Source organism: Lysinibacillus sp. CD3-6, from assembly GCF_006351725.2.
Taxonomy (GTDB): Bacteria; Bacillota; Bacilli; order Bacillales_A; family Planococcaceae; genus Lysinibacillus.
The window spans coordinates 2,406,588-2,428,654 of the sequence record NZ_CP085880.1; the positions used below are offsets into that span (position 1 = coordinate 2,406,588).

The window sequence follows — 22,067 nt, forward strand, 5'->3', positions numbered from 1 at the left end:
CGTTGATATGTTTTCTAGTTAATAATCACTCTTCTTCTTCGAGCAAAATCACACTTTCTAAATTAATGACAAATCTTCTTAGTTCTTTTGCGACTTCATTGTTTATATTCCCTGCTTGATACCATTCGTTTATAAGGCTTCTTTGCGCTTCAATTGCTATTAAAGCTAAATATTCTTTTGTTTCTTCTTTTTTTGAGGCATCCATTTTATAAGTAGCATATTGCATGTGACGATAGTACATCGCTACTTTTTGCGCAATATCTATGGAATGTTCGTTCGTTTCTTGCACGTGGCTCACGATGGAAGAGGATACATAGTCTGTTAAATCTTTCTTAACCTTATTTATTTGCTCTACAATATCGATAGGAAGTTTGCTTAATTTTCGTTCATGTATAAAATTACGTAGACGACGTTTTAATAAAGTAAATGAGCGGTTATTTAACATATCTTTTCTTTCTTTCAGAATATAGTTAATTTCCTGTTGGATTGTTTGATTAAATCCGTGCTCATTCATATATTGACGGGTATAAAAAATTTCTAATTCCATCCCAACTTGCCTAGCTTCCAGTATTTTTTGCTTGTAAGTTTGAAGTATTGTCTCTGACTGTTCTAGTTCTATATTTAATAACATTGCGTTATATTGATTTATTAAACTTAGTGCTACAGGAGCGTTTTCTTCATCCGTTTCAAGTTGAATACTTTGAATAGCATGTTCAATCATTTTTCGTTTTTCCTTCATCAAATTAGACTGTTGTATTGCTTCCTGTTTGTTTAATAAAGGTAAAAAGATCGTTGCAATGATTAGAGTGAATAATATTACCCCAGCTGCTAAAAAGAGGAGTAATTGCCGCTCAGGAAAATTTTCTCCTTTTTCGGTTAGGAACGGTAACGATATAATCCCTACCATCGTAATCGTTCCACGAACTCCTACAAGTGTTGTTACAATATGATCTTTAAATGTTAAAGTATCTTCACTCTTAAATAGCTTTTTATCCAAAAGGTCGAAAAACATCGTCCAAATAAAGCGGATACCTAATACCATCACACCAATAACCACTACATAAAAAATAAGAACACTATTGTTTATTTCTTCACTTACGAGAATAAATTTTGTTGCAGTAGGTAGCATTAATCCAAGTAAAATAAATATAATGCCATTTAATGAGAATGTTAGGATAGACCATACATGTTGTGTTACTACATGTTCTTGTGCAATAACACTTTCAGCTTTTTCTTTAATAATGGTTGCAATAATGCCTCCTGCTACGACAGATATTACACCAGATGCGTGAAAAACTTCTTCTGATAGGAAAAATAAAATAAAAGGTGCTAGTACTTGTAGCAATACGTAAAATGTTACATCTATAATTCCTATGCGGCGTAATTGAAGGCGAAGCCAAAACAGAAATAATGCACCGATTATCCCTATAAGTGCGCCTAAAAAGAACATGTACATAAAGTCAATCGTTGCTGATTTTATTGAAAAATAACCTGTTACAATCGCTGCAACAGCATATTTAAACGCAATCAATCCAGATGCATCATTGATTAATGATTCGCCTCGAACTAAATTCATGATATGTTCTGGAATATGAACGCGTTTGGCGATGCCGTTTACTGCGACTGGGTCAGTTGGCGATAAAATAGCCATTAATGCAAAGGCAGCTGCCAATGGAATTGAAGGAATCATCCAATGTACAAATATACCGCCAACAATCGTTGTTAACAATACTAAAACAATCGCATTACCTAAAATAGGTAACCGCATCTTCCATAATTGTTCTCGTGGAAAATGCGCTCCATCATAATAAAGTAACGGCGCAATAAACAATAATAAAAACCATTCTGATTCAATCTCGATGGAGAAATCTTTTGCTAGTATAGCAACGACAATACCAACTGCTATTTGAATAAGCGCAATTGGAATGAATGGAACATAATGTGCTAGCACATTTGTAACTAATAATAATACGAGGAGAAATAATATTGATATGAGAATTTCCATGTACAGACCCCTTTTTTTGTAAAGCATTCTAAATTTTTTACAAAACCAACTTAATTAGAATGAATTAAATTCGTCTAGACTTATAAACTACCCAAAATTGTTCTTCTCTACTGCATAAATGTGTATATCTATTGTTAGCTTTTGAAAAATGACAGTGTTTACACTTATTTTTCCCCATTACAATGTGTTTATAGCCGTTTCCTTGAGGGGAAGCGGCTTTTCTTTATAAAAACTGAGCCTTCGTATGATTTTGATAAGTAAATTATTATGCAGTATACCCTGTTCGATAGATTTTTTTATTTGATGAAGGCTTGTGAAATGGCTGAATACAACACAAATGTCGATGCGGAGTGAATAAATGGTAGATAATTTAAAATGAGGTAATTTTTAAAAGTGACGAAAAAATAGTGAAAAATAAATACTAATATAATAAAATTAATATTGTTGTAATTAACAATAGTACTAATCACCCCCTTTATTGGGTGTATTAGGAATGAATGAAAAAGGATGTTGGTTTATATTTATCCTGTTACGGGTAAATGCCAGCGAGATAGTTAATTATGGAAAAAAAGGAGTGTGCTACAAATAATGCCGAAAAATCTTTCTAAAACTAATCCCCAATCTGGTATTAAAGGAATGGGTAAAAAATTTATATCCTCTTCTCTTGCTCTAGCAATTGGGTTTGGTCTTTTAGGTTCTGCAGAGAATGTTTATGCAGGAACTGCTTCTTCCCCAGATGTTTATGTAAATGGTAAACAAATTACGTTTACATCCGATTCTGCTCCAGAACTTTTGAACGGCACAACAATGGTACCGATTTCACAAATTATCCCTTCGATGGGTGCTACAGTTGTTTATAATGGGGCAACTAAGGAAAGCACAATTACAGATAATGATGGTACGGTAATTAAGGTAACTGTAGGAAGTAAAACAGCTTATAAAAATGGGGTGCCATTTACACTGCCTCAAGCTCCTTATATAAAAGGTGGCAGAACAATGGTTCCAACTAGAACATTCTCTCAAGGCTTTAATAATACAGAAGTGAATTGGGATGGGTCGCCTAACTTTGTTGTAGGTATTGTGCATGATACGTTTAAATTTCCGATTATTATGTATCACAGCATAAGTTCAACTGCACCAACTGGGACTGGGTCAGGAGCAGAAATGCCGACTTCTCAATTTGCAGAGCAAATTGCTGCACTTAAAAATGCTGGATTTGATGGGATCTCATTTGACGAGTACCTAACATATAAAACGACTGGCAACTTACCTTCAGGCGTTGATAAGCCGATTATTATTACATTTGATGATGGCTATGAAAATAACTACACAGAAGCGTTCCCAATACTACAACAGTATGGTATGAAAGCAACAATGTTTGTCGTTACAAGTCAAATGGGACAAACTCCTGGTTCTTTAAAGCATTTTGATTGGAACCAAGCTCAAATAATGAAAAATTCAGGTTTAATCGATATTCAAAGCCACACACATGATCTTCACAAAAAGCATGATGGAGTAACTGGCCCTGCCAGTCAAAGCTTACTTTCAGCACCATACTACAATGAAACTCAATCACAATATGAAGCTCGTATTAAAGCCGATTTACAGGCTTCCTATAATGCTATTAAGAACAACATAGGAATCGGCAATACACAAACCCTTGCTTACCCATATGGCCAAACGAATGCAACTGTTGAAAAAGTAGCATTAGAAGTAGGATTTGATTTAGCTCCTACAGTTAAATTTGGTGTTGCCTTTAAGGATTCTCCTAGACACCAACTAGACCGTATTACAGCTAATGAAGGCCAATCAGGCTCATCTTTATTAGCTGAAATTGATCAATATTCATATTAAACTACTTGTTTATAAAACGAAGGCTGATTTTTCACAGCCCTTAATTTTTAGAATAAAAAACAACTAAGGAGCGTTTATTTTGAAAAATAACAAAATGAAAAAGGTTTTGGCTTCCGTTCTAGCAGCTGGACTCATCTTATCTAGTCTCCCTTTCTCAAAAGCGGAAGCAGCTATTCCTGAAGTAGCTAATCCAAATAAAACCGTTATGCTAGTGCCATTGGATGACAGACCTATGAACACGGATACGGTTAAAAAGGCAGCAGCAGCGGCTGGTCTTAAATTAATCATGCCACCTAAAAGTATTATAGCTACTAGCTTACAAGAAGATTATACAGGGACTGGGTCACATGGCGGTGATGCCTCTGCAGTTATTCAATGGATTAAAGATAATGACCATTTAGCAGACGGATTTATCTTTTCTGCTGATATGATTCACTCTGGTGGTTTAGTGGAATCAAGAAGCTTATCACCAGCGTACTCTACTTCCCAAGGGACTTCTAATCTAAATATTATTGATGAAATTGATAAAGCTTTCCCTAACAAACCGATTTATGTTTTTGATTCAGTAATGCGTTTTGCTTCTACCCTTGAGTATGAAGGTTTAACAGAGAAAGATTATGAAAACTTCCGTACATTTGGAAAAATACCTCGCAACCTTAATTCTTCAAGCCATGCGAATGTTAAAGCTAACTATGATGTTGCTTATGCTAAAGATAACCCAGCTGGAGGCGGAAAAATTCAATTTGCGAATATTTCTGAAGCAACCAAATCCAAATATTATGCAGCGAGAGCGAGAAAGTTTGATTTAAATAAGGTAGTTGTTGACAAAACAGCTGCTGGTAAAATTGATTATGCCGTTTTCGGTGTAGATGATTCAAATACATTAGAAAACACAGTACAAACAAATGAGATTAATTGGCTAACATGGCAACAAAATAACGTCTTAGGGGTTGCTAAATCAAGAATTGTATCTGATATTGACGGTATTTCATTAAACTTATTAGCTCGTATGACGAAAGAACTTTACAACCAGCTTTCTTTAAAATACTATGTTGAATATTTTGGAACTGACGGAAAAACAACAGTCATTAAAGATGAATACGCTTATGAGAATGTACACGCTACTTTAAAGAAACAAATTGAAATTAACGGTGGTACGTATGTAACTGATAAAAACTCAGCAGATGTAAGTATTCTAGTTCTAAGTCCTGCTTCAATTTATCGCGGTGCCTTAGTTTCGGCTTATGAAAGCAATATGGTAAACAGTATACCTACAGTTGTGTTGGATTTTTATAGCGCTCATGCTGATAGTTATATTATGAGCAACATATTAGCAGGAACTAATGCTTCTCGTATGCTTGCATATTCTGCTTGGAATACATTAGGAAATCGTATGGGCATTGCTTTAGGAACAGCAGGTTCAAGAATGAATTTTATGAAGTATGAAACTAATCCAACTAAACTAAGAGATGCTTCAAAAGCGTTTGCTTCTTTGTCAATTGACCGTATAATAGAAGATTATAGTTACAAATCGAATCGACAAGAAAATGTTAAAAATGAAATTATAAATACGTATAAAGGTAACGAATGGAATATGAAAAGTGGTGTGCCTGGTAAGTCTAGTACGATGTCTACTTCTCAAATAAAAGCTATAGATAATTTCATGCTTACTCAAATGCAAGCAGCCCAAAATGAGGTTGTCAAATCTTTTTCTGGCCGACGTGTTATTGAAAAAATTAATGGACCTCGAAGCTTAGGTTTAGTGTTCTTTAGTTCTGCGCCTACATTAACTGATTCAGATGTTAGTCTTCCTTGGAATCGTTACTTTGAAGCCCAAATAGACACTGGAGCATCTAATTTATACGATTAAATAAAATGAAGAGCCTTATTACATTTAAGTGTAGTAAGGCTTTTTTAGATGCGTCACCTATTACAAAGGCAACATGTCTCCGCTTCTCCATCCGTAGCCCCTTATTTAGTAGTTATGAAAAAGTTATGAAAAGCGATTACTCCCCTTTGATAGAATCACTCGTGCAGGATTAACTCGTAGCAAGTTCCCCGCTTCCAATAGGAAAATGCTTAATAAGCTATTAAACATGAATATGTCTAAGAAAATATTCAATTCCATTGGTTCATACAATTCATTAAGAAAAGATTTATTGATAAGGATGTACAAATTGCTTTATTAAAGGAGCGATGTTGTGAACAGTGAAAAGGCTAATTTTTTAGAAGATATAAGGATTTCAGTTGTTATACCCGCTCATAATGAAGAAAAGTACATTGGAAAATGCTTAGAATCTGTAATAGAAGCTTCCAAATTATTAAAAGATCAGGTTGAAATCATTGTTGTGTTAAATCGATGTACAGACCGAACAGAAGAAATTGCTAAAACATATCACTGTATAACATTAAAAAATAATGATAAGAACCTTTCGAAAATTAGAAACGCTGGAATTAAAATCGCTAGAGGTGAAATTATCGTTACAATTGATGCGGATACGCAAATGAATGCACATGTATTGTCTAAAGCCGTGGACAACTTAATGACTGGAAAGTACATTGGTGGTGGTGTTACAGGGAAATTTGAAAGAATGTCTTTAGGAATTTTTGTTTCAACTTTGTTATTAATTGGCCCACTACTCTTTAAATATGGAGCAATTTCAGTCGGTATCTTTTGGTGTTATAAAAAAGATTATGAATCCATTAGTGGATTTAATGAAAATATGCTTATGGCGGAAGATGCAGATTTTGCAAAACGATTAAAAGTATGGTGAAAAAAGAATGGGAAAAAATACGGGACGATTCAAAATGGGATGATAACTTCAAGTAGAAAGTTTGATAAACATGGCGACTGGATTTTACTAAAACGGCCGAAAATCATTTTAGCTTATCTAAAAGGAACAGACTATAAATATGCGGATGAAGCCTATTATGAAAATCATGATAGATAACAAAATACGATTGCTTAAACTAATAATCGCGTTAGGCTATGGTAAATCTTCTAAATTACAAGCGTCTACCAATCCGCTCCAACAACTCTACATTTTGTGCTTCCATGTAATATTCGTGTTTTGCTCAACAGACAATGTCTCCAGCTTGTGAGCAAAGGGCATTTTCGGTTATTTTATACGAACATTAAACAGTTTTTGAATTATAATAATTCGTTTTTTTTCTTTAAATCGTTTGTTTAAATCATCAATTATACGATATTGCAAAAGATTATGCCCTTCTTTGCTGATTATCAAATATACATGAACAATGCGTATTTGACAAAAGTGTGAAAAAAATATAAAAATGGGTATATATAGTTTAACGCAACAAAAAAAGAGGTGAAGTAAGGTGAACATAAAAAAAGGTATTATATTAATGATTTGTTCTTTATGGCTAGTTGCATGTAACGATACGAAGGAAACAACCACTATTGAAATTCAAGAGCTAATTAATTTCGAGGATGTAAAACCTGATACATTCCAAACAATATCCGATACGAAAGATATTAAAATAATAGAGAAAACAATAAAAAAAGCGAGAGAATTTGGAGAAGTAGACAATGAAATCGTTCCGCAATATAAGATAAAAATTAACGATGACGAATACTACTTATGGATAGACCAAACAGTTACAGGTACAATAGCAAACGTAAACGAACGAAATATGTTTTACAATATACTAGCTACCGATGAATTTAAAGAAGCGATACATTACCCGAATGACAAATAATTTTTAAAAAGAGCCTTTCTATAGTAAAAATTAGAAAGGCTCTTTACATTGCGTATAGTTTATCGTTCCTGCCTTAAAATACTTTGTATCAAGAATTTAATCAATTGTTCCTGTAGTTTTTAAATTGACGTCAACTGTGACATCAAATGGTAATGTAGGATAAGCATTTTTCCACTTATTAATGGTGCCCTTTTGATGTAATTGCATAGTTCGGTATCTCAATCCAAATCCAAAAGGATCAAGTTCTTCCTCTTGAAGGGTAATGAAAAATTTTTCTAATTCCTGTTTTATTTCTCTCGCAGCTAATTTATTATAGTCTTCCAATTTATCCATTAGTAATGTCTTGTTTGACTGGCTTATTGTTCCAGACATCTCGACATTAACTTTTATAGATTGCGGTTGCCCATTTTCTTGAATAATATCGTATGTCATTTTAGTAGTCATCATATTTATTAATAATTTAAAACCGTCGCTGTCGAGTCTAAAACTATATCCAGGAATGCTGTTTTTAAGAGCATTAAAAGCTTGCGTATATTTAGATGAAAGTTCAAGTGGTTTTCCACTATCCCCGACAACTAATAATTTATTTACAATTAATTGTGTACCAGGTTTATTCATTTCAACGATAGGTAGTATTGGATCTATCCCTTTACTGTGAAAATCCCTTCGTATCTCATATAAATAGACAGAAACGACATATGGACTATCATTGCCCGTTTCACCAAAAAACTTAGTTAACGGAGACGCTACTACTGATTCCCCTTTTGGTAAGGTTCTTAAAACCTCTTCAGCTGACTCTCTAGCAGCCCCTATATAGGCAATAGATTGGATATCCCCTCTTCTAAATAAATAATCCATAAAATTTTTCAAGTTTTCTTCTAACAGGATTTCGTTAATTAAAATAACCTTTGCATGTCCAAACTCTAAAACCTTATCTGTATGAGTCTCTAATATTTGGATAATCTCTCCGATATTATCTCCCTCATGCACTAAAAATTGATAACTTGAACTAGTATTACTCTTTGATTTAATGGATACAGGTATCGCTAATTTCAGCGTAACTCTATATTCCCCTTCATCATTTTCGGCAGGGTCAATTCCAATCCCTGTAACAAATACTCGGTTATCAATATCTTTAAAGCCACAGCCTGAAAGGAAGCTTATAACGACAATCATCATAGCAAAATATTTTATATGTGCCATTATAATTTGAGCCTCCGTTTAGCAGTTAGTAAACTGACGATTAAAACACCGTAAAATAACGGTAATAAGTCATAAAAAAGCACTGATAATTTCACTAACTCAAATTCATTAATTACGCGTGTCGTAGCGATTGCAATAATCCCAAATAGAAGAACAACTAAAAATGGTGTCAGATTTGTCTCTTTCCATTTGAATTTTTTAAAATGAAAAATACTTTCAAATAATTTTAACGACACATACCAATGTATCAGTAAGCTAATAAAGGCAACCGCAATAAATACGATGACAAAAAGAAATGTGACGCGTTCAATAAGTGAGTATTTCATACGTACTGAATCACTTGTAGTAATCCATGGAAACGTAAGATTTTCAATTTGCTCAAAGCCATTAAATCCAATCGGTATGAAATAGGTTGTAAATAAAGTAAAGGCACCTACAATAGCTAATGTGGCAAATTGCTTTATGCCTGCTTTTTTCTTTATTTGAATGTATTTATTAAAAATAATGATGTTCACTGCGCCAATAAAAATATACATAGATGCTGAAAAGGAATTATAGCTAGGATAATCATTGATGTACGTAAATGCAATTTTGACAAAGTCCCATTCTAATTTTGGCTCAGTATATATTTTTATAATTAAAAAGATAATGACAGGTAAAAAAATAATCAGTATTAGCTCTGTCATATAAAGTACACTTTTTTCTTTTATAAACAATCCAAAAGAAATAACTAATAAAAATGCCAGCGTTGTAATAGTAATAGATGTTTCATAGGACAAAAATGTATTAAACATAAAAACATACGTTGTAAGCGTAATGAGCCCCGCTACAAACCATGAACAGCCAAAGTATAATAAGACAGGATAATAAAACCATTTAGGCATACTCTTTTTCATTATTTCTGGTAAGGTCATATTTGGGAAGTAACTAAACAAATTAATGACAATGATCGTCAGAATAACGCCAAAAATGACTGCAATTATCATGGATAATATAACACCATTTGTACTTTCTCTCATTAATATTCTTGGCACAGATGCTATAAGATTTGTAACCATTGTGACAAGTATAAAGTAATATAGGTACCTGCTCATCCTTTTGATCGCACCTCTAATTCCTTCCTATCTGACCGCCAATAGACTTTTAAATAGGGCTCACCAAAACTCCGTTTATTGACTAAGAACATTAACAGCCATAAAGAACCTAAAATTAACCCCATCATACCGAACAGTGTCGTATAGATCACTAATAAATATCTACAAATGCGAATAGAAAAACTCATCTCACTAATTGGGATGACAAAGCTCGTAATCGCAACAGCTGACACAATAATAATCATAATATTGGATGCTAATGTAGCTTCAGTAACCGCAGTTCCTAAAATTAGGCCACCAACTGTCGTAGCCGTTGCACTAATAGCCTTTGGTAATCGTATACTTGCCTCTGTAAGAAACTCCATAAAAATAAGCATAAATATTACTTCGATAAAGGACGGATATGGAACGCCAACTCGACTACCAGCAACAGTAAGGGCCAATTCCGTTCTTGGAATATCAGGCGTATAAGAGGTTATCGCAACATACATAGCTGGTAATACAAAACAGACAAATAAACCGATATATCGGAGAATCAATGTAAATGAAGTGATCCAATAAGTATGATAGTTATCCTCCATCGATGTCATAAAGTCAAAAAATACAACGGGAGCAATTAAAGCTTGAGGACTCCCGTTTAACATAATTACCACTTTTCCTGCCGCAAGATTATAAGAAATACGGTCAGGTCGCTCCGTTAGAATAGTAATAGGAAAAAGGGAAAATTTAGAGCCATTTAAGTGTAGCTGTAATTCTCCCGTCGATTGAATAAGTGGGATATCGAGATTTTCTATTTGTTCTTGAATGTTTTGAAGAACCGATTGCTTTACTGTTTTTTCATCATACATAATGATTAAAGTCTTATGACTTTTTCCTTTTAAAGCATGCGTGTCATACTTTAATGTTGGTTCATGATAGCGTTGGCGAATGATGTTTAAATTCGTCTCAATATCCTCGCTTAAAGCGGTTTGGGGACCATATACAGTTGGCTCAATGATTGTTTGCTGTAAAGCCATTGTATTTACTAATTTAATATCAATTAAATAAAACGCATCATTGATTGCTAATAGGAGATATCCCTTCGTTATTTCGATTAGAAGCTCTTCCCCAAATTGCATATTTGTTAAGTTTGGTAACGATTCAATATAGAATGTAAAACTTTGATTTGATTTCATATCGAAAAAAGGTTTTATCAGCATATCATGCAATTTAGCACCATCTATTGCTGATTTTAAGTAAAAGATAAATACCGTATTGTCTTCTATTTGTAAAGTTTTTAAGCTTATATCATCAGAAGGAGAAAACTTTTCAGATAGCTCAATCATTAACGGAGGAAATTTCGAATTAGCCATATTATCCAAGCAATATACACCTCCATGTAAATATTTGATTTAGTATGAATAGGTTAACCGTATGCACTTTATACTAAACGTTCTAATCGCTCGTTTCTTTCGGAATTATAGGTTAAAGGTGAATGGCTGTAGAGGTGCCATAATCCACTAGATTTTAAGAATCTACATAATATTCATGGTATAAATAAGAAATAAAAAAAAGAATGTACGTCTATGGAAATACGCCAGCTTGAATACTTTAAAGTACTATGCGATGAACTTTGTTTTACAAAGGCAGCTGAAAAATTAAATATTTCTCAACCAACGCTAAGCCATCAAATTAAAGTATTAGAAATGGAGCTCGGCATTCCACTTTTTGATCGTATAGGGAAAAAAATTGCGATTACAGATGCTGGAAAAATATTACTTGAGCAATATATACATATATTTCGAGCAATTGATAATACAAGCAATCAAATCATTGCCTTGAAACATTTAAAAGCGGGTAAATTAATTATTGGAACGTTACCTGGTGAATTAATGAGTTTTATTTAGCTATAACAAAAAGAGAGTTTCCTTTTAGAGGAAACTCTCTTTCTATCATGTTGAACAATATTAAATACCTTCAACACTTTCTTCCATGACAATCGCTTCAACATTTAAGCGCTTTTTCTTTGTCATACTAGTTGCGAGTAAAATACATAGCACACTAAGTATAAATAATCCTAAAAAAATAATCCATGCTACTTTATAGCTTTGCGTAAGATCGTAGATAAGACCAGATACAATTACGCCAAGTGAACTCGTTGCAACGAAGAATATTTGTACAAAGCCAAAGATGGCACCAAAATCTTTTTTACCAAACAAATCATCTGTCATAAATGGAGGGCCGATCGATGCGATAACTATACTAAATCCGTATGCGATAGCGAATACGAACGCAAAGCTCTTAGCTCCTGACAATAGCAATGACACCATCGCTATTGTCATACAAACACCTACGAATAGTATTCCACCCGTTGTTCTAAATTTATCGAAAATGGCTCCGAGAATCAGTTTACCGACCGTGTTAGATAAAGATAATAGACCGAAAATTGTTCCAGCGAATAGCGCAGGATGGCCAATATCTATTAAATAAGCTGGTATATGCATTTGAACTCCGCCTGCAACAAGGGCAAAGCATACGACACCGAAAATAAATAGCCAAAACATGCCTGATTTCTTTGCCTCCGCCAACGTTAAACCTGATTGGGTAGTATTTGCTTGCTCCTCTTCGATATGTTCTGCCCCAAGAGCTGTTGTCCCTTTCTCTGCAGGGTTTTTCTTTGTGAAAAATAAAATTAATGGTAGCGATATGACGATAATTAGTACACCTGCTATCACATATGTTGTTCGCCAACCATAATTAGAAATCAACGTTGTTAATATAGGGCTAAGAGCAGCCGTTCCAACGCCTGAACCAGCAAATGCTAATCCCATAGCTAGCCCCTTTTTTTCATAAAACCAATTCGTCAGCATAATGGATATCGGAATATTGGAAAATCCAGCAACACATACCCCTATAATAAAAGCAATGATGGCAAAATAAATTGCCGATTGTGCAAAGGAATATAACATAAAGCCACAGCCTGCAAAAATAACGCATACAGACATAATTAACTTCATGTTGCCTTTAGTAAGTAGCTTGCCCATAAAAGGTGATGCGATGGCGACACCTAGCCCCCCTACAGAAAGAACAATAGAAAAAGTCGTTCTTGTCATGCCCAATTCGCTTGTTACCGGCACAAGAAATAAACTGTGAAGAGAATTTACAATGGAAAATGCCGAAAACATAATTAAGAAGCTTGTTAAAACAATATACCATCCATAAAATAGCCCATTTTTTGCTTGTGGCATACTATTCCCCGTTTCATTTTTACTTGTCCTACGACTATATTTTCCATACCTCTATATTGGTCGTTGCCTATTAGCCAATTTGAATATAGCATGTTTTTTCACGCGTAAATTCCAGTACAGAGTCTGTACCAAAACCACTCGCTTTTTGGCCACCGAATGGCAGTTCAGTTCCAACGATGCGATACGTATTCACCCAAACATTACCAGATTCGATCAAACGAATCATTCGATGTGCACGATTTAAATCAGAAGTCCAAACGCCCGCACCTAGTCCGAATTCTGTATCATTGGCAATCGCAAGTGCCTCTTCTTCTGTATCAAACGGAATTACGACGGCAACTGGTCCAAAGATTTCTTCCTGGCAAACTTGCAAGTTATTACTTTCTACTTTTAATAAGGTTGGTTCGATCCAATAGCCATCCTTTAGCTCCTCTTGACCTGGTAACAAGTTGGCACCACCATAGCGACCACCCACGATGATTTCTCCACCCTCTTGTTGCCCTAACTCAATATACGAGCAAACTTTTTTGTATTGCAATTCATTGGCAACTGGTCCCATTGGCGTTTGCATATCTAATGTGTTACCTAATTGAATATGTGTTGCCATTTCTTCTTTCATAAGAGCAATCATTTTATCTAAGACAGAGCGCTGAATTAAGATACGAGAGCCTCCGACACAAAGTTGTCCTGCATTACCAGTAAAAATTCCATTTACTGTGACACCGCTTGCTGCTTTAGCTAAATCGGCATCTTCAAAAACGATATTTGGTGATTTCCCACCAAGTTCGAATACCATTGACTTAGGTTGTTGCGCTGTAGATTGGACAATTGCCTGCGCAGTTTTTCCTGAACCCGTTAAGCTTACTTTATTAACCTTCGGATGACGAACGAGGGCATCGCCCACTTCAGCACCTGTTCCAGAAATTACATTTAATACACCAGGTGGTAAGATACTCTGAATAATTTCACCATAACGGAGCGGTGCTGCTGCTGCGAGCTCAGAAGGTTTAATAATAACTGTGTTCCCACCTGCAAGTGCTGCAGCTGCTTTTACCGTAAATGTCCACAATGCGGAATTCCAAGGAATAATGCCAACGACAACCCCGAAAGGTTCACGCATTGTAAATCCTACTGTGTTTGGCCCAAGCTGTACTGTTTCGCCTTTGCTTCCAACATTTATAGCAGCGGCAGCGGCATCATACCACATACTTGAGAGGATAGGAATAAGTCCAAACTTCGTTTCACGAATAACCCAACCATTGTCTTTTGTTTCGAGTTCAGCCAATTCATCGCCATATTGTGAAATCATATCGCCAATACGTCTTAAATAGTTTGCTCTTTCACTAGCAGGAAGCGCTGACCAATCTGGAAGGGCAGTACGCGCTGCCGTCACGGTTGCTTCAACATCTTCAATAGTACTACAAGGAATAGTTGCCCACACCTTACCAGTTGCGGGATCATAGCTATCAATTTTATTACCTGAAGATGATGGAATAGCCTTACCGTTAATGACATTTTGATAGTCTTTCAAATTATTCAATGTTTTCAATGTCTTTCCCCACCCTTTCAAATATAAGATTTCTAACAGTCTTACACATTGAGAATGCTGCGTTTACAATATGTAAGAAGCAAGATAATCAACTTGCTGATATTACCAACCTAATGCAACTGCTGCCTGTTCATAATATTGCTGTGTACTTCCTAAGTAATTCTCATAGAAACGAGCGCGTTTCACGTATAAATGGCAATCAAGTTCTTCTGTAAACCCAATACCACCATGAATTTGAATACTTTGCGATGCCACTTTAATAAATGCCTCGGTAGCAAATAATCGAGCGCTTGAAACCGCTTCTACTTTATCATCTGCATTACTTTCAATCGCCCAGTTGGCATAATAAGCTAATGAACGAGCTGTTTCTAAATCCATTTTCATATCGACTAATCGATGTTTAATCGCTTGGAATCTTCCAATTGGTTGATTAAACTGTTCACGAATATTTGCATATTCGACGGCAGTTTCAACGATTTTTTCCATACTTCCAACAATCGATGAGCAAAGGGCTGCATTAAATGATAATAAACCCTCTTGTAAAACATCCCACCCATGATCAATAGTGCCAAGAATTTGCTGACTGGAAACTTGAACATCGTTAAAAGTCACTTCGGCAAGCAAGCGTGTTTCATCCATATTTTTTTGAGGCTCCACATGTAGTGATACATCATCACAATCCACGATGACTAATGATATTCCTTCCGCACCTTGCCCTTCAGAAGTACGCACTAGTACGAGTAGGCTACTAGCAAGCTCTACGTCTGGTACTAATGATTTCACACCATTCAACGTCAGAACGTCATCTTGCAATGTACCATGTAGTTTTACATTTGAAGGCTTGTAGTTTCCGTTAGGCTCCAACCACGCAACAGTAAACGTATGGTCACCACTAGCGATAGCAGATAAATATTTTGCTTTTTGTTCTTCCGTACCAAATTTCTCAAGAAGCGGTACTGCTAATGCATTTGTTTCTAAATATAAGCCTGGTAGCAATGCACGACCAGTCTCTTCTAAAATCGGTACTAAATCTAACTGACCTAGTCCCATCCCACCATTTTCCTCTGACACATTCACACTTGCACAGCCAAGTTCAGCTAAACCAGCATACAGCGCTTGGAAAGAGCTTGTATTTCCTTCTGTAAACTCGCGGGCTACTTTCGTTTGTCCGACATCATCTAAATATTTGCGTACATAGTTTCTAAACATTTCTTGTTCTTGATTTAAAGAAAAATCCATATATGACACCCCCGCTTTTTATCGACCCATATCTTTTGGTAAACCTAAAATTCTTTCAGCAATGGTATTCTTTTGTATTTCGCTTGTTCCTCCGCCAATTGTCTGACCAAAAGAGTACAAATAATTGTCCTGCCAATAGGACCGATCCATCAATGCGTTTTCTTTCCATAGTACGCCATGATGACCTTGCATCGAAATTGCTTGAGCAAACAGTTCTTTTGTTAATTCACTAACGAGTAGCTTATCCATCGAGCTTTCTGCACCAGGATGGCCATTTTTCAATTGCTTTGTTAAATTTCGATAATAGTTTAATAGTGAGCCACGTGAACGCGTATATAGATCCACCATTGTTTTACGAATAAATGGATTTTTAATAAGTGGTTCATCGTCATCATTTAACTCTTTAGCTAGCGCAACTAAATCATTGAATTGTTGCTCTAACGTAAATACTTGACCACCAATGCCAGTTCGTTCATGCATTAGAAGGGCAATAATCACCTTCCAGCCTTCATCTACTTGACCAATAATTTCTGCATCATACGCAATGGCATCATTTAAGTACACTTCGTTAAAATCTTTTTGGCCATCCATTGAGACAATTGGTCGAGTTTCAACCCCTGGCTGATGCATATCGAGAAGGAATACCGTAATGCCTTTATGTTTTTTCTCTAAACGATTCGTTCTAGTAATTAAAAAGCAACGATCCGCTACATGGCCGAAACTCGTCCAAACCTTTTGCCCATTAATAATCCAACGGTCCCCATCTTTTACAGCAGTCGTTTGGATAGCCGCTACATCTGAACCTGCATTCGGCTCTGAATAGCCTTGGCACCAAACTTCTTCACCTGTTATGATTTTTTCGATATATTTTTCCTTTTGTTCTTCTGTACCGATTTGCATTAATGTCGGTGCAACCATATGAAGACCTACATAATTAATTAACGGTGGTGCTTTCACACGTACCATTTCTTGTTGATAGACAATCTCCTCCATAAGCGTTGCATTGCGTCCACCGTATTGTTTCGGCCACGCAATCGCTGCCCAGCCACCTTCATATAGTTTCTTTTGCCAGTCTCGTAAAAATAACTCATATTCCTTCGATTCCTTATCTAATTGCACTTCGCCTTGTAACCATCCATCGGGTAAGTTCGCTTCTAGCCAAGTTCTTAACTCTTGACGAAATTGCTCTTCCTTTTTCGTAAATGAAAAATCCATCTAATCATTCCTTTCTATTAAACCGAAATAGGTCTGTTAAGCTTGTATCCATTGTGGAAGAGCTCGATCTTCCGTAATATCCTGCCAAGTCATTTTTACAGGCATGCCAATTTTAATTTCCTCTGGTGGACATGCAAGCACATTGCCAATGATTTTTACTTCGTTCAATTTGTCTAGTTGCACGACAACAATAATCGTTGGTAAATCATCTTGGAAGCCTGGTAGGAAGGGGCGATATGACACAACATACGAATAGATAGTTCCTGTAATATCCGAACCTTGACTTTCCCAGCTAAGTTCTGTAGCTCCACATTTTGAACAAGCTGGACCAGGTGGGTGATTATAAGAATTACATGTTTCACATTTTTGTAGGACTAGCTCATGACGATCAGCTGCATCCCAATATGGTTGGTTGTCTTGTGTTTTAAGTGGAATCGGTTTTTGATAACTCATGATTTTTCCTCCTAGTTTCTTAAAATCATTGCACCCGCAATATCTGGACCTGACCAGCCAGTACAAATGCCAATTTCGCAATTTTCAACTTGACGATCTGTTCCTTTATATTCGTGACGAATTTGACGCACAATTTCAAGGACATTGTTCATGCCATGTGTATAACCTTCAGAAAGCATGCCCCCTGCTGTATTCGTCGGAAGCTTACCGCCCATTTTCAGATTGCCATTTGCAACAAAATCACCGACTTCGCCACGTGCAGCAAAGCCATATGCCTCTAATTGGCGCAATACTACCCAACTAAAGCAATCGTATATCGAAGCTACTTGAATATCTTGTGGTGTAACCCCTGCCTTTTTATAAAGAGAAGGTGCAACAAAGTCCGATGCTACTTCATCCAAATTCGTCCAGTAATGCGCATGTGAAACGGTACGTCGCGCTTCTATGCCCATAATATAAACAGGTTTTGACTTACAATCTTTTGCTTTCTCAGCAGATGTGACGATAATGGCATTTGCCTCGTCCGACTCCAAACAAAAATCATGTTTTGTGAATGGATAGCTTAAATGTGGTGTTTTTAAATACTCTTCCATCGATAACGGTTTACCATAGAAGAAGGCTTTCGGATTCCGTTGCGCATGCTCATAAAAGCTAACACAGACGTGCCCTAAATGTTCTTGTGTAATACCCGTTTGTTGCATATGACGCGTTGCGAATAAGCCGAACCATTGACCTGGTCCACCAGCCCCGTAAGGAATGAAAAAACTACCGCCATCCATTGCCCCTTGAAGCATATTGACATCCCAGCCACCACCGCCCATACGAACGCCAGAGCGACCATTCATGGCACGATAAATTAACACGGTATTCACTTGACCTGTTTCAATTAATCCGATGGCATCCGCAATTAACATTTCAGTACTGCTTCCGCCTCCCATAATATCTTTTACATATTTAGGTCGTGCACCTAAATAGGTTGCTAATTGATGAGATGTACAAGAGTCATTTTCAGAGTAGCTCATAAAGCCATCAATTTCTCTCGCTTCTAAACCTGCATCTTGTAATGCAGCACGAGCAGCATCTAATGCTAAATGTAAAGGTGTTGTACCTGAATTTTTCGAACGTTCACTTTCTCCTACGCCTACTATGGCATAGCGATCTTTAATAGTAGCCATATTGCCAACCTCCTTGTTTCCATTTGTTAAATCATTTGTAATGTTGCTTCTCCAAATCCAACAACTTTTCCTGGCGCTTTTTCTGCATATAACTCCAAATCAACGAATTGTTTAGCTTCGTTTTTATATACTTTTTTGACGGTAGCAGAACAAGTAATTTCATCACCTGGTTTTGTCATCGCCCCAAAGCGCATTTTAAAATTAGTCGGTGCAGCAGAAGTACCTGCTAGGTCCATCATATATTGACCAAGAAAGCCCATAACAAGCATGCCATGTGCAATAACCCCTGGCATTCCGATACTTTGAGCAAATGCATCATCTGTATGTAAAGGATTGAAATCCCCTGATGCACCAGCATATTTCACAAGCTGTACCTTTGTCACAGCAGGCTTCACAAGTGGTTCAAGCTTTTGTCCTTCTTGTAAACTTTTAAATTCAAGCATAATTTTTTCCCCCTTTAATGATGGATTAAAATTGAACGAAGACATCAGTATCTTCGTTCAACAGTTTATTTACACTTTACTACTCGCTACAGCTCGATAAATGATGTTAGTACGACTAATCACCACTAGCTCGCCTTCTTGATCCTTCATTTCTGTATCCATTACTAAAAACTGCATTGGCCCATTTTTTCCTTCTTTTTCATATACATCTGTCACTTTCATCTGACAGGACAAACGATCTCCTGCGCGAATCGGTCGATGATAAATGAACTCTTGCTCGCCATGTAGCATACGGCTATAATCCAAAGGTAGCTCTACCCCTTGCCCACTATCAGCCCCTATCGCTACTGGAAAGCTTGGAGGTGCAATTATGCCCCCATAAATCGTTGATTTTGCATACTCTTCATCTACATATAATGGATTAGAATCCCCGATTGCTTCGGCAAATTGACGAATGTGCCTTTTTTCGACTTCAAAAACATATTGTGGTCCTGTTAAACCTATTAAGCTTTGATCTAAATCCATACCTTTACCCCCTGACTGCTGATTTCTCTAATACATCTTTTTGCACGACGATCATTGCATCTGCTGCTTTTACGCCATCTTCATAGACGATTAAAGGATTAATATCTAATTCTTCTATAATCTCTTCATTTTCAGTGACAAGCTTCGAAACCTTCAGTAACACATCAATGATGGCTTCAATATCGCTATGGGCTTTTCCACGAGCACCTGTCAGAAGCGCTTTGCCTTTTACTTCTTCAATCATTTCAACAGCATCGGTTCTTGTTAATGGCGCCACTCTAAATGAAATATCTTTAAATACTTCAACGAAAATGCCACCTAAGCCAAACATGACGACTGGTCCGAAATTCGGATCCTTTGTTGCGCCGATAATTACCTCTGTCCCTTCAGGAAGCATCTCTTGAACAGAAATACCGTTGATGTTAGCATCTGCTTTATAGTTTCTTGCATTGTGATAAATATCAGTAAACGCTTTCATAACTTCGTTTGCTGATTGTACATTTAGTCGAATCGCATCTGCCTCGGTTTTATGTGGAATATCCGCTGAATCAACTTTTAACACGACTGGGTAACCAATCGAATTCGCAAATTGAACAGCTTCCTCGGCCGTCTTAGCGACAGTTCGTTTTGTTGTTGGAATCCCGTACAAATCTAAAATGTCTGTTGCTTGAGCTTCACTTAATGTCGAGCCTGTTACATGCGACATGTTTATTCGTTTCTTAGGTAATTCCTCTTCTTGGATTGTTGCTTGTTGATGTTTTCTATAACTCTCGCTATATTCTACAAGCTTTGCTAAGCCTTTGATTGGATTTAAATTACCTGGAATGACAGGAATGCCATTTTTCTCAAGTTCAGCTTTTCCTTTAGGTACAGACATGCCTTCTAATGGGAATGTCGTAATGAAGACAAATTTATCTGAGTTTTTGCATATGTCAATAAACTCTTGTAAATATGGATTATCTGCCTCCCAGTACAAAGGAAATTCTGTAAGGATAATATTATGAACTTCTGGATCAGCTACAAGCGCTCGAAGTGGTGCAATATATAATTCGGGATTCGTTACTGAAGCGGCTGCAGTTAAGTCAATTGGATTGATTGCACTTGCGAAAGAAGGAACATGCTTTTTAATTTCTGCCTTTGTCTTTTCGCTTAGCGCAATAATATTTAATCCTAGTCCTTCGCACCGATCTGCTTCATTAATACCTCGTCCACCTGAGCTTGTAATTAATACCGTATTTTTCCCTTGTGGTAGTCTATTAGATAAAAATAGCTTTGAAAACGTAATAATATCTTCATAATCATCAACTCGAACGATACCACTCTGCCTGAAAAACGCATCGTAAACTAAATCTGATCCAGCAAGCGAGCCTGTATGTGAAGCCGCCGCTCTACTACCTGCTGAACTCTTTCCAGTTTTCATCAACGCAATGGGCTTGTTAAGTTGGAGGGCTTCTTTTGCTAAAAGTCGTAGCTTTTTAGTATCTTTAGCCCCTTCTAAATAGCCTGTAATGACTTTTGTTTTTGGATCATGAATCATGTACTCTACTACATCTGAAAATTCGGTTTCCATTTCGTTGCCGACACTTGCAAAATAATTAAAGCTTAAACCATTTTGTGCTGCCGCCATATATGTTAATACACCAAATGCACCACTTTGTGAAACATAGCCAACAGCCTTTTCTTCATGTAATGGCACGGCTAAAATAGCTGGTGAAAATGTCCCAATCATACCATTCGTTGTATTAACTAACCCAACACAGTTTGGTCCTATAATTCGGATACCGTTTTCCTTTGCAATGTTAGCTAACTCTTGCTGTAACAGTACGCCCTCTTCCCCAGTTTCAGAAAATCCAGATGCAAATATAATGGCTGCTTTTATATTCTTCTTCGCACATGCCTGTAAATTGTCCACAATTTGTTCTGCACCTACACAAAATATTGCTAAATCTACTTCCTCTGGGACAGCTGTGATGGAAGGATAACAAGTAAGGCCTTCTATTTCACTAGCTTTCGGATTAATAGGATAAATATTTCCAGCAAAACCGCCGTCTATAAGCGCTTTCAATTGAATGTATCCGATTTTATACGGATTTGTAGAAGCACCAAGTACTGCCACAGACTTCGGATTAAATAATGGTTCTAATGATTCGTAAGCTTTCAATTCTTTATTCATTATTTCACCTCGGTTTCGAATAATAGAAAAACAATTGATTATGTTGTTCATTGTAATGGGTGTGTTTTAAATATTCTGAAAACAAAAGTATGTAAAATGATTTAATTATTAGGGAGTAAAAAAAAGAAAAACATGTAGGAAACGTATATATAGCAAGGGTTCAAAAATTTGTATTTTATTTTTTGTACACAC

General features: G+C 36.3%; 16 protein-coding genes and 2 pseudogenes. 5 read left to right on the forward strand and 13 right to left on the reverse strand.

Annotated elements, in window-relative coordinates; translation table 11 throughout:
* Nucleotides 1–25: 25 nt before the first annotated feature.
* Nucleotides 26–2,005 carry a cation:proton antiporter gene (locus FH508_RS11645; RefSeq protein ID WP_172771485.1) on the reverse strand — a complete coding sequence of 660 codons (1,980 nt, stop codon included), beginning with the start codon at nucleotides 2,003–2,005 and terminating at the stop codon, nucleotides 26–28.
* Between the two features lie 588 nt (nucleotides 2,006–2,593).
* Between FH508_RS11645 and FH508_RS11650 the strand changes: the two genes are divergently transcribed.
* The 4 genes and pseudogenes from FH508_RS11650 (at nucleotide 2,594) to FH508_RS11665 (ending at nucleotide 7,579) form a co-directional block, all read left to right on the forward strand.
* The gene (locus FH508_RS11650; protein WP_172771486.1) at nucleotides 2,594–3,859 is read left to right on the forward strand and encodes a stalk domain-containing protein; all 1,266 of its coding nucleotides are present in this window, start codon (nucleotides 2,594–2,596) and stop codon (nucleotides 3,857–3,859) included.
* A gap of 79 nt (nucleotides 3,860–3,938) precedes the next feature.
* Nucleotides 3,939–5,729: a DUF4127 family protein gene (locus tag FH508_RS11655; protein WP_172771487.1), complete on the forward strand. Its 1,791-nt coding sequence runs from the start codon at nucleotides 3,939–3,941 to the stop codon at nucleotides 5,727–5,729.
* A 331-nt stretch (nucleotides 5,730–6,060) separates the two neighbouring features.
* Nucleotides 6,061–6,810 (forward strand): annotated as a pseudogene (locus FH508_RS11660) (glycosyltransferase).
* A 388-nt stretch (nucleotides 6,811–7,198) separates the two neighbouring features.
* Nucleotides 7,199–7,579 carry a hypothetical protein gene (locus FH508_RS11665; protein ID WP_172771488.1) on the forward strand — a complete coding sequence of 127 codons (381 nt, stop codon included), beginning with the start codon at nucleotides 7,199–7,201 and terminating at the stop codon, nucleotides 7,577–7,579.
* A 96-nt stretch (nucleotides 7,580–7,675) separates the two neighbouring features.
* Here FH508_RS11665 and FH508_RS11670 read toward each other — a convergent pair whose 3' ends face one another.
* The 3 genes from FH508_RS11670 to FH508_RS11680 are packed head-to-tail and all read right to left on the reverse strand — an operon-like array spanning nucleotide 7,676 to nucleotide 11,228.
* A complete protein-coding gene (locus FH508_RS11670; protein ID WP_172771489.1) occupies nucleotides 7,676–8,782 on the reverse strand; it encodes a Ger(x)C family spore germination protein in 1,107 nt (368 codons plus the stop codon).
* On the reverse strand, nucleotides 8,782–9,876 hold the full coding sequence (locus FH508_RS11675; RefSeq protein ID WP_172771490.1) for a GerAB/ArcD/ProY family transporter: 1,095 nt from the start codon (nucleotides 9,874–9,876) through the stop codon (nucleotides 8,782–8,784). Before FH508_RS11675 ends, FH508_RS11670 begins: the two co-directional genes overlap by 1 nt.
* Nucleotides 9,873–11,228, reverse strand: a complete 1,356-nt coding sequence (locus tag FH508_RS11680) for a spore germination protein (protein WP_228134512.1) — start codon at nucleotides 11,226–11,228, stop codon at nucleotides 9,873–9,875. The genes FH508_RS11675 and FH508_RS11680 overlap by 4 nt, the downstream gene beginning before the upstream one ends.
* 213 nt (nucleotides 11,229–11,441) lie before the next feature.
* Here FH508_RS11680 and FH508_RS11685 point away from each other — a divergent pair.
* A pseudogene (locus tag FH508_RS11685) lies at nucleotides 11,442–11,759 on the forward strand (LysR family transcriptional regulator); the annotation flags it as partial.
* 63 nt (nucleotides 11,760–11,822) lie between these two features.
* Here FH508_RS11685 and FH508_RS11690 read toward each other — a convergent pair.
* The 9 genes from FH508_RS11690 to FH508_RS11730 all read right to left on the reverse strand — a co-directional run bounded on the left by FH508_RS11690 (nucleotide 11,823) and on the right by FH508_RS11730 (nucleotide 21,875).
* The gene (locus tag FH508_RS11690) at nucleotides 11,823–13,103 is read right to left on the reverse strand and encodes an MFS transporter (protein WP_172771492.1); all 1,281 of its coding nucleotides are present in this window, start codon (nucleotides 13,101–13,103) and stop codon (nucleotides 11,823–11,825) included.
* A 70-nt stretch (nucleotides 13,104–13,173) separates the two neighbouring features.
* The gene (locus FH508_RS11695) at nucleotides 13,174–14,652 is read right to left on the reverse strand and encodes an aldehyde dehydrogenase family protein (protein WP_172771493.1); all 1,479 of its coding nucleotides are present in this window, start codon (nucleotides 14,650–14,652) and stop codon (nucleotides 13,174–13,176) included.
* Between the two features lie 102 nt (nucleotides 14,653–14,754).
* Nucleotides 14,755–15,891, reverse strand: coding sequence for an acyl-CoA dehydrogenase family protein (locus FH508_RS11700; protein WP_172771494.1), 1,137 nt, complete (start codon nucleotides 15,889–15,891; stop codon nucleotides 14,755–14,757).
* 18 nt (nucleotides 15,892–15,909) lie between these two features.
* Nucleotides 15,910–17,106, reverse strand: a complete 1,197-nt coding sequence (locus tag FH508_RS11705) for an acyl-CoA dehydrogenase family protein (protein WP_172771495.1) — start codon at nucleotides 17,104–17,106, stop codon at nucleotides 15,910–15,912.
* Between the two features lie 36 nt (nucleotides 17,107–17,142).
* Nucleotides 17,143–17,559: a Zn-ribbon domain-containing OB-fold protein gene (locus FH508_RS11710; protein WP_172771496.1), complete on the reverse strand. Its 417-nt coding sequence runs from the start codon at nucleotides 17,557–17,559 to the stop codon at nucleotides 17,143–17,145.
* A gap of 11 nt (nucleotides 17,560–17,570) precedes the next feature.
* Nucleotides 17,571–18,734 carry a thiolase C-terminal domain-containing protein gene (locus tag FH508_RS11715; protein WP_172771497.1) on the reverse strand — a complete coding sequence of 388 codons (1,164 nt, stop codon included), beginning with the start codon at nucleotides 18,732–18,734 and terminating at the stop codon, nucleotides 17,571–17,573.
* A gap of 26 nt (nucleotides 18,735–18,760) precedes the next feature.
* Complete coding sequence (locus FH508_RS11720) at nucleotides 18,761–19,177, reverse strand: MaoC/PaaZ C-terminal domain-containing protein (RefSeq protein ID WP_172771498.1); 417 nt, start codon at nucleotides 19,175–19,177, stop codon at nucleotides 18,761–18,763.
* A 69-nt stretch (nucleotides 19,178–19,246) separates the two neighbouring features.
* Nucleotides 19,247–19,702 carry a MaoC family dehydratase N-terminal domain-containing protein gene (locus tag FH508_RS11725; protein ID WP_172771499.1) on the reverse strand — a complete coding sequence of 152 codons (456 nt, stop codon included), beginning with the start codon at nucleotides 19,700–19,702 and terminating at the stop codon, nucleotides 19,247–19,249.
* A 4-nt stretch (nucleotides 19,703–19,706) separates the two neighbouring features.
* On the reverse strand, nucleotides 19,707–21,875 hold the full coding sequence (locus FH508_RS11730) for an acetate--CoA ligase family protein (RefSeq protein WP_172771500.1): 2,169 nt from the start codon (nucleotides 21,873–21,875) through the stop codon (nucleotides 19,707–19,709).
* Between the last annotated feature and the right edge of the window lie 192 nt (nucleotides 21,876–22,067).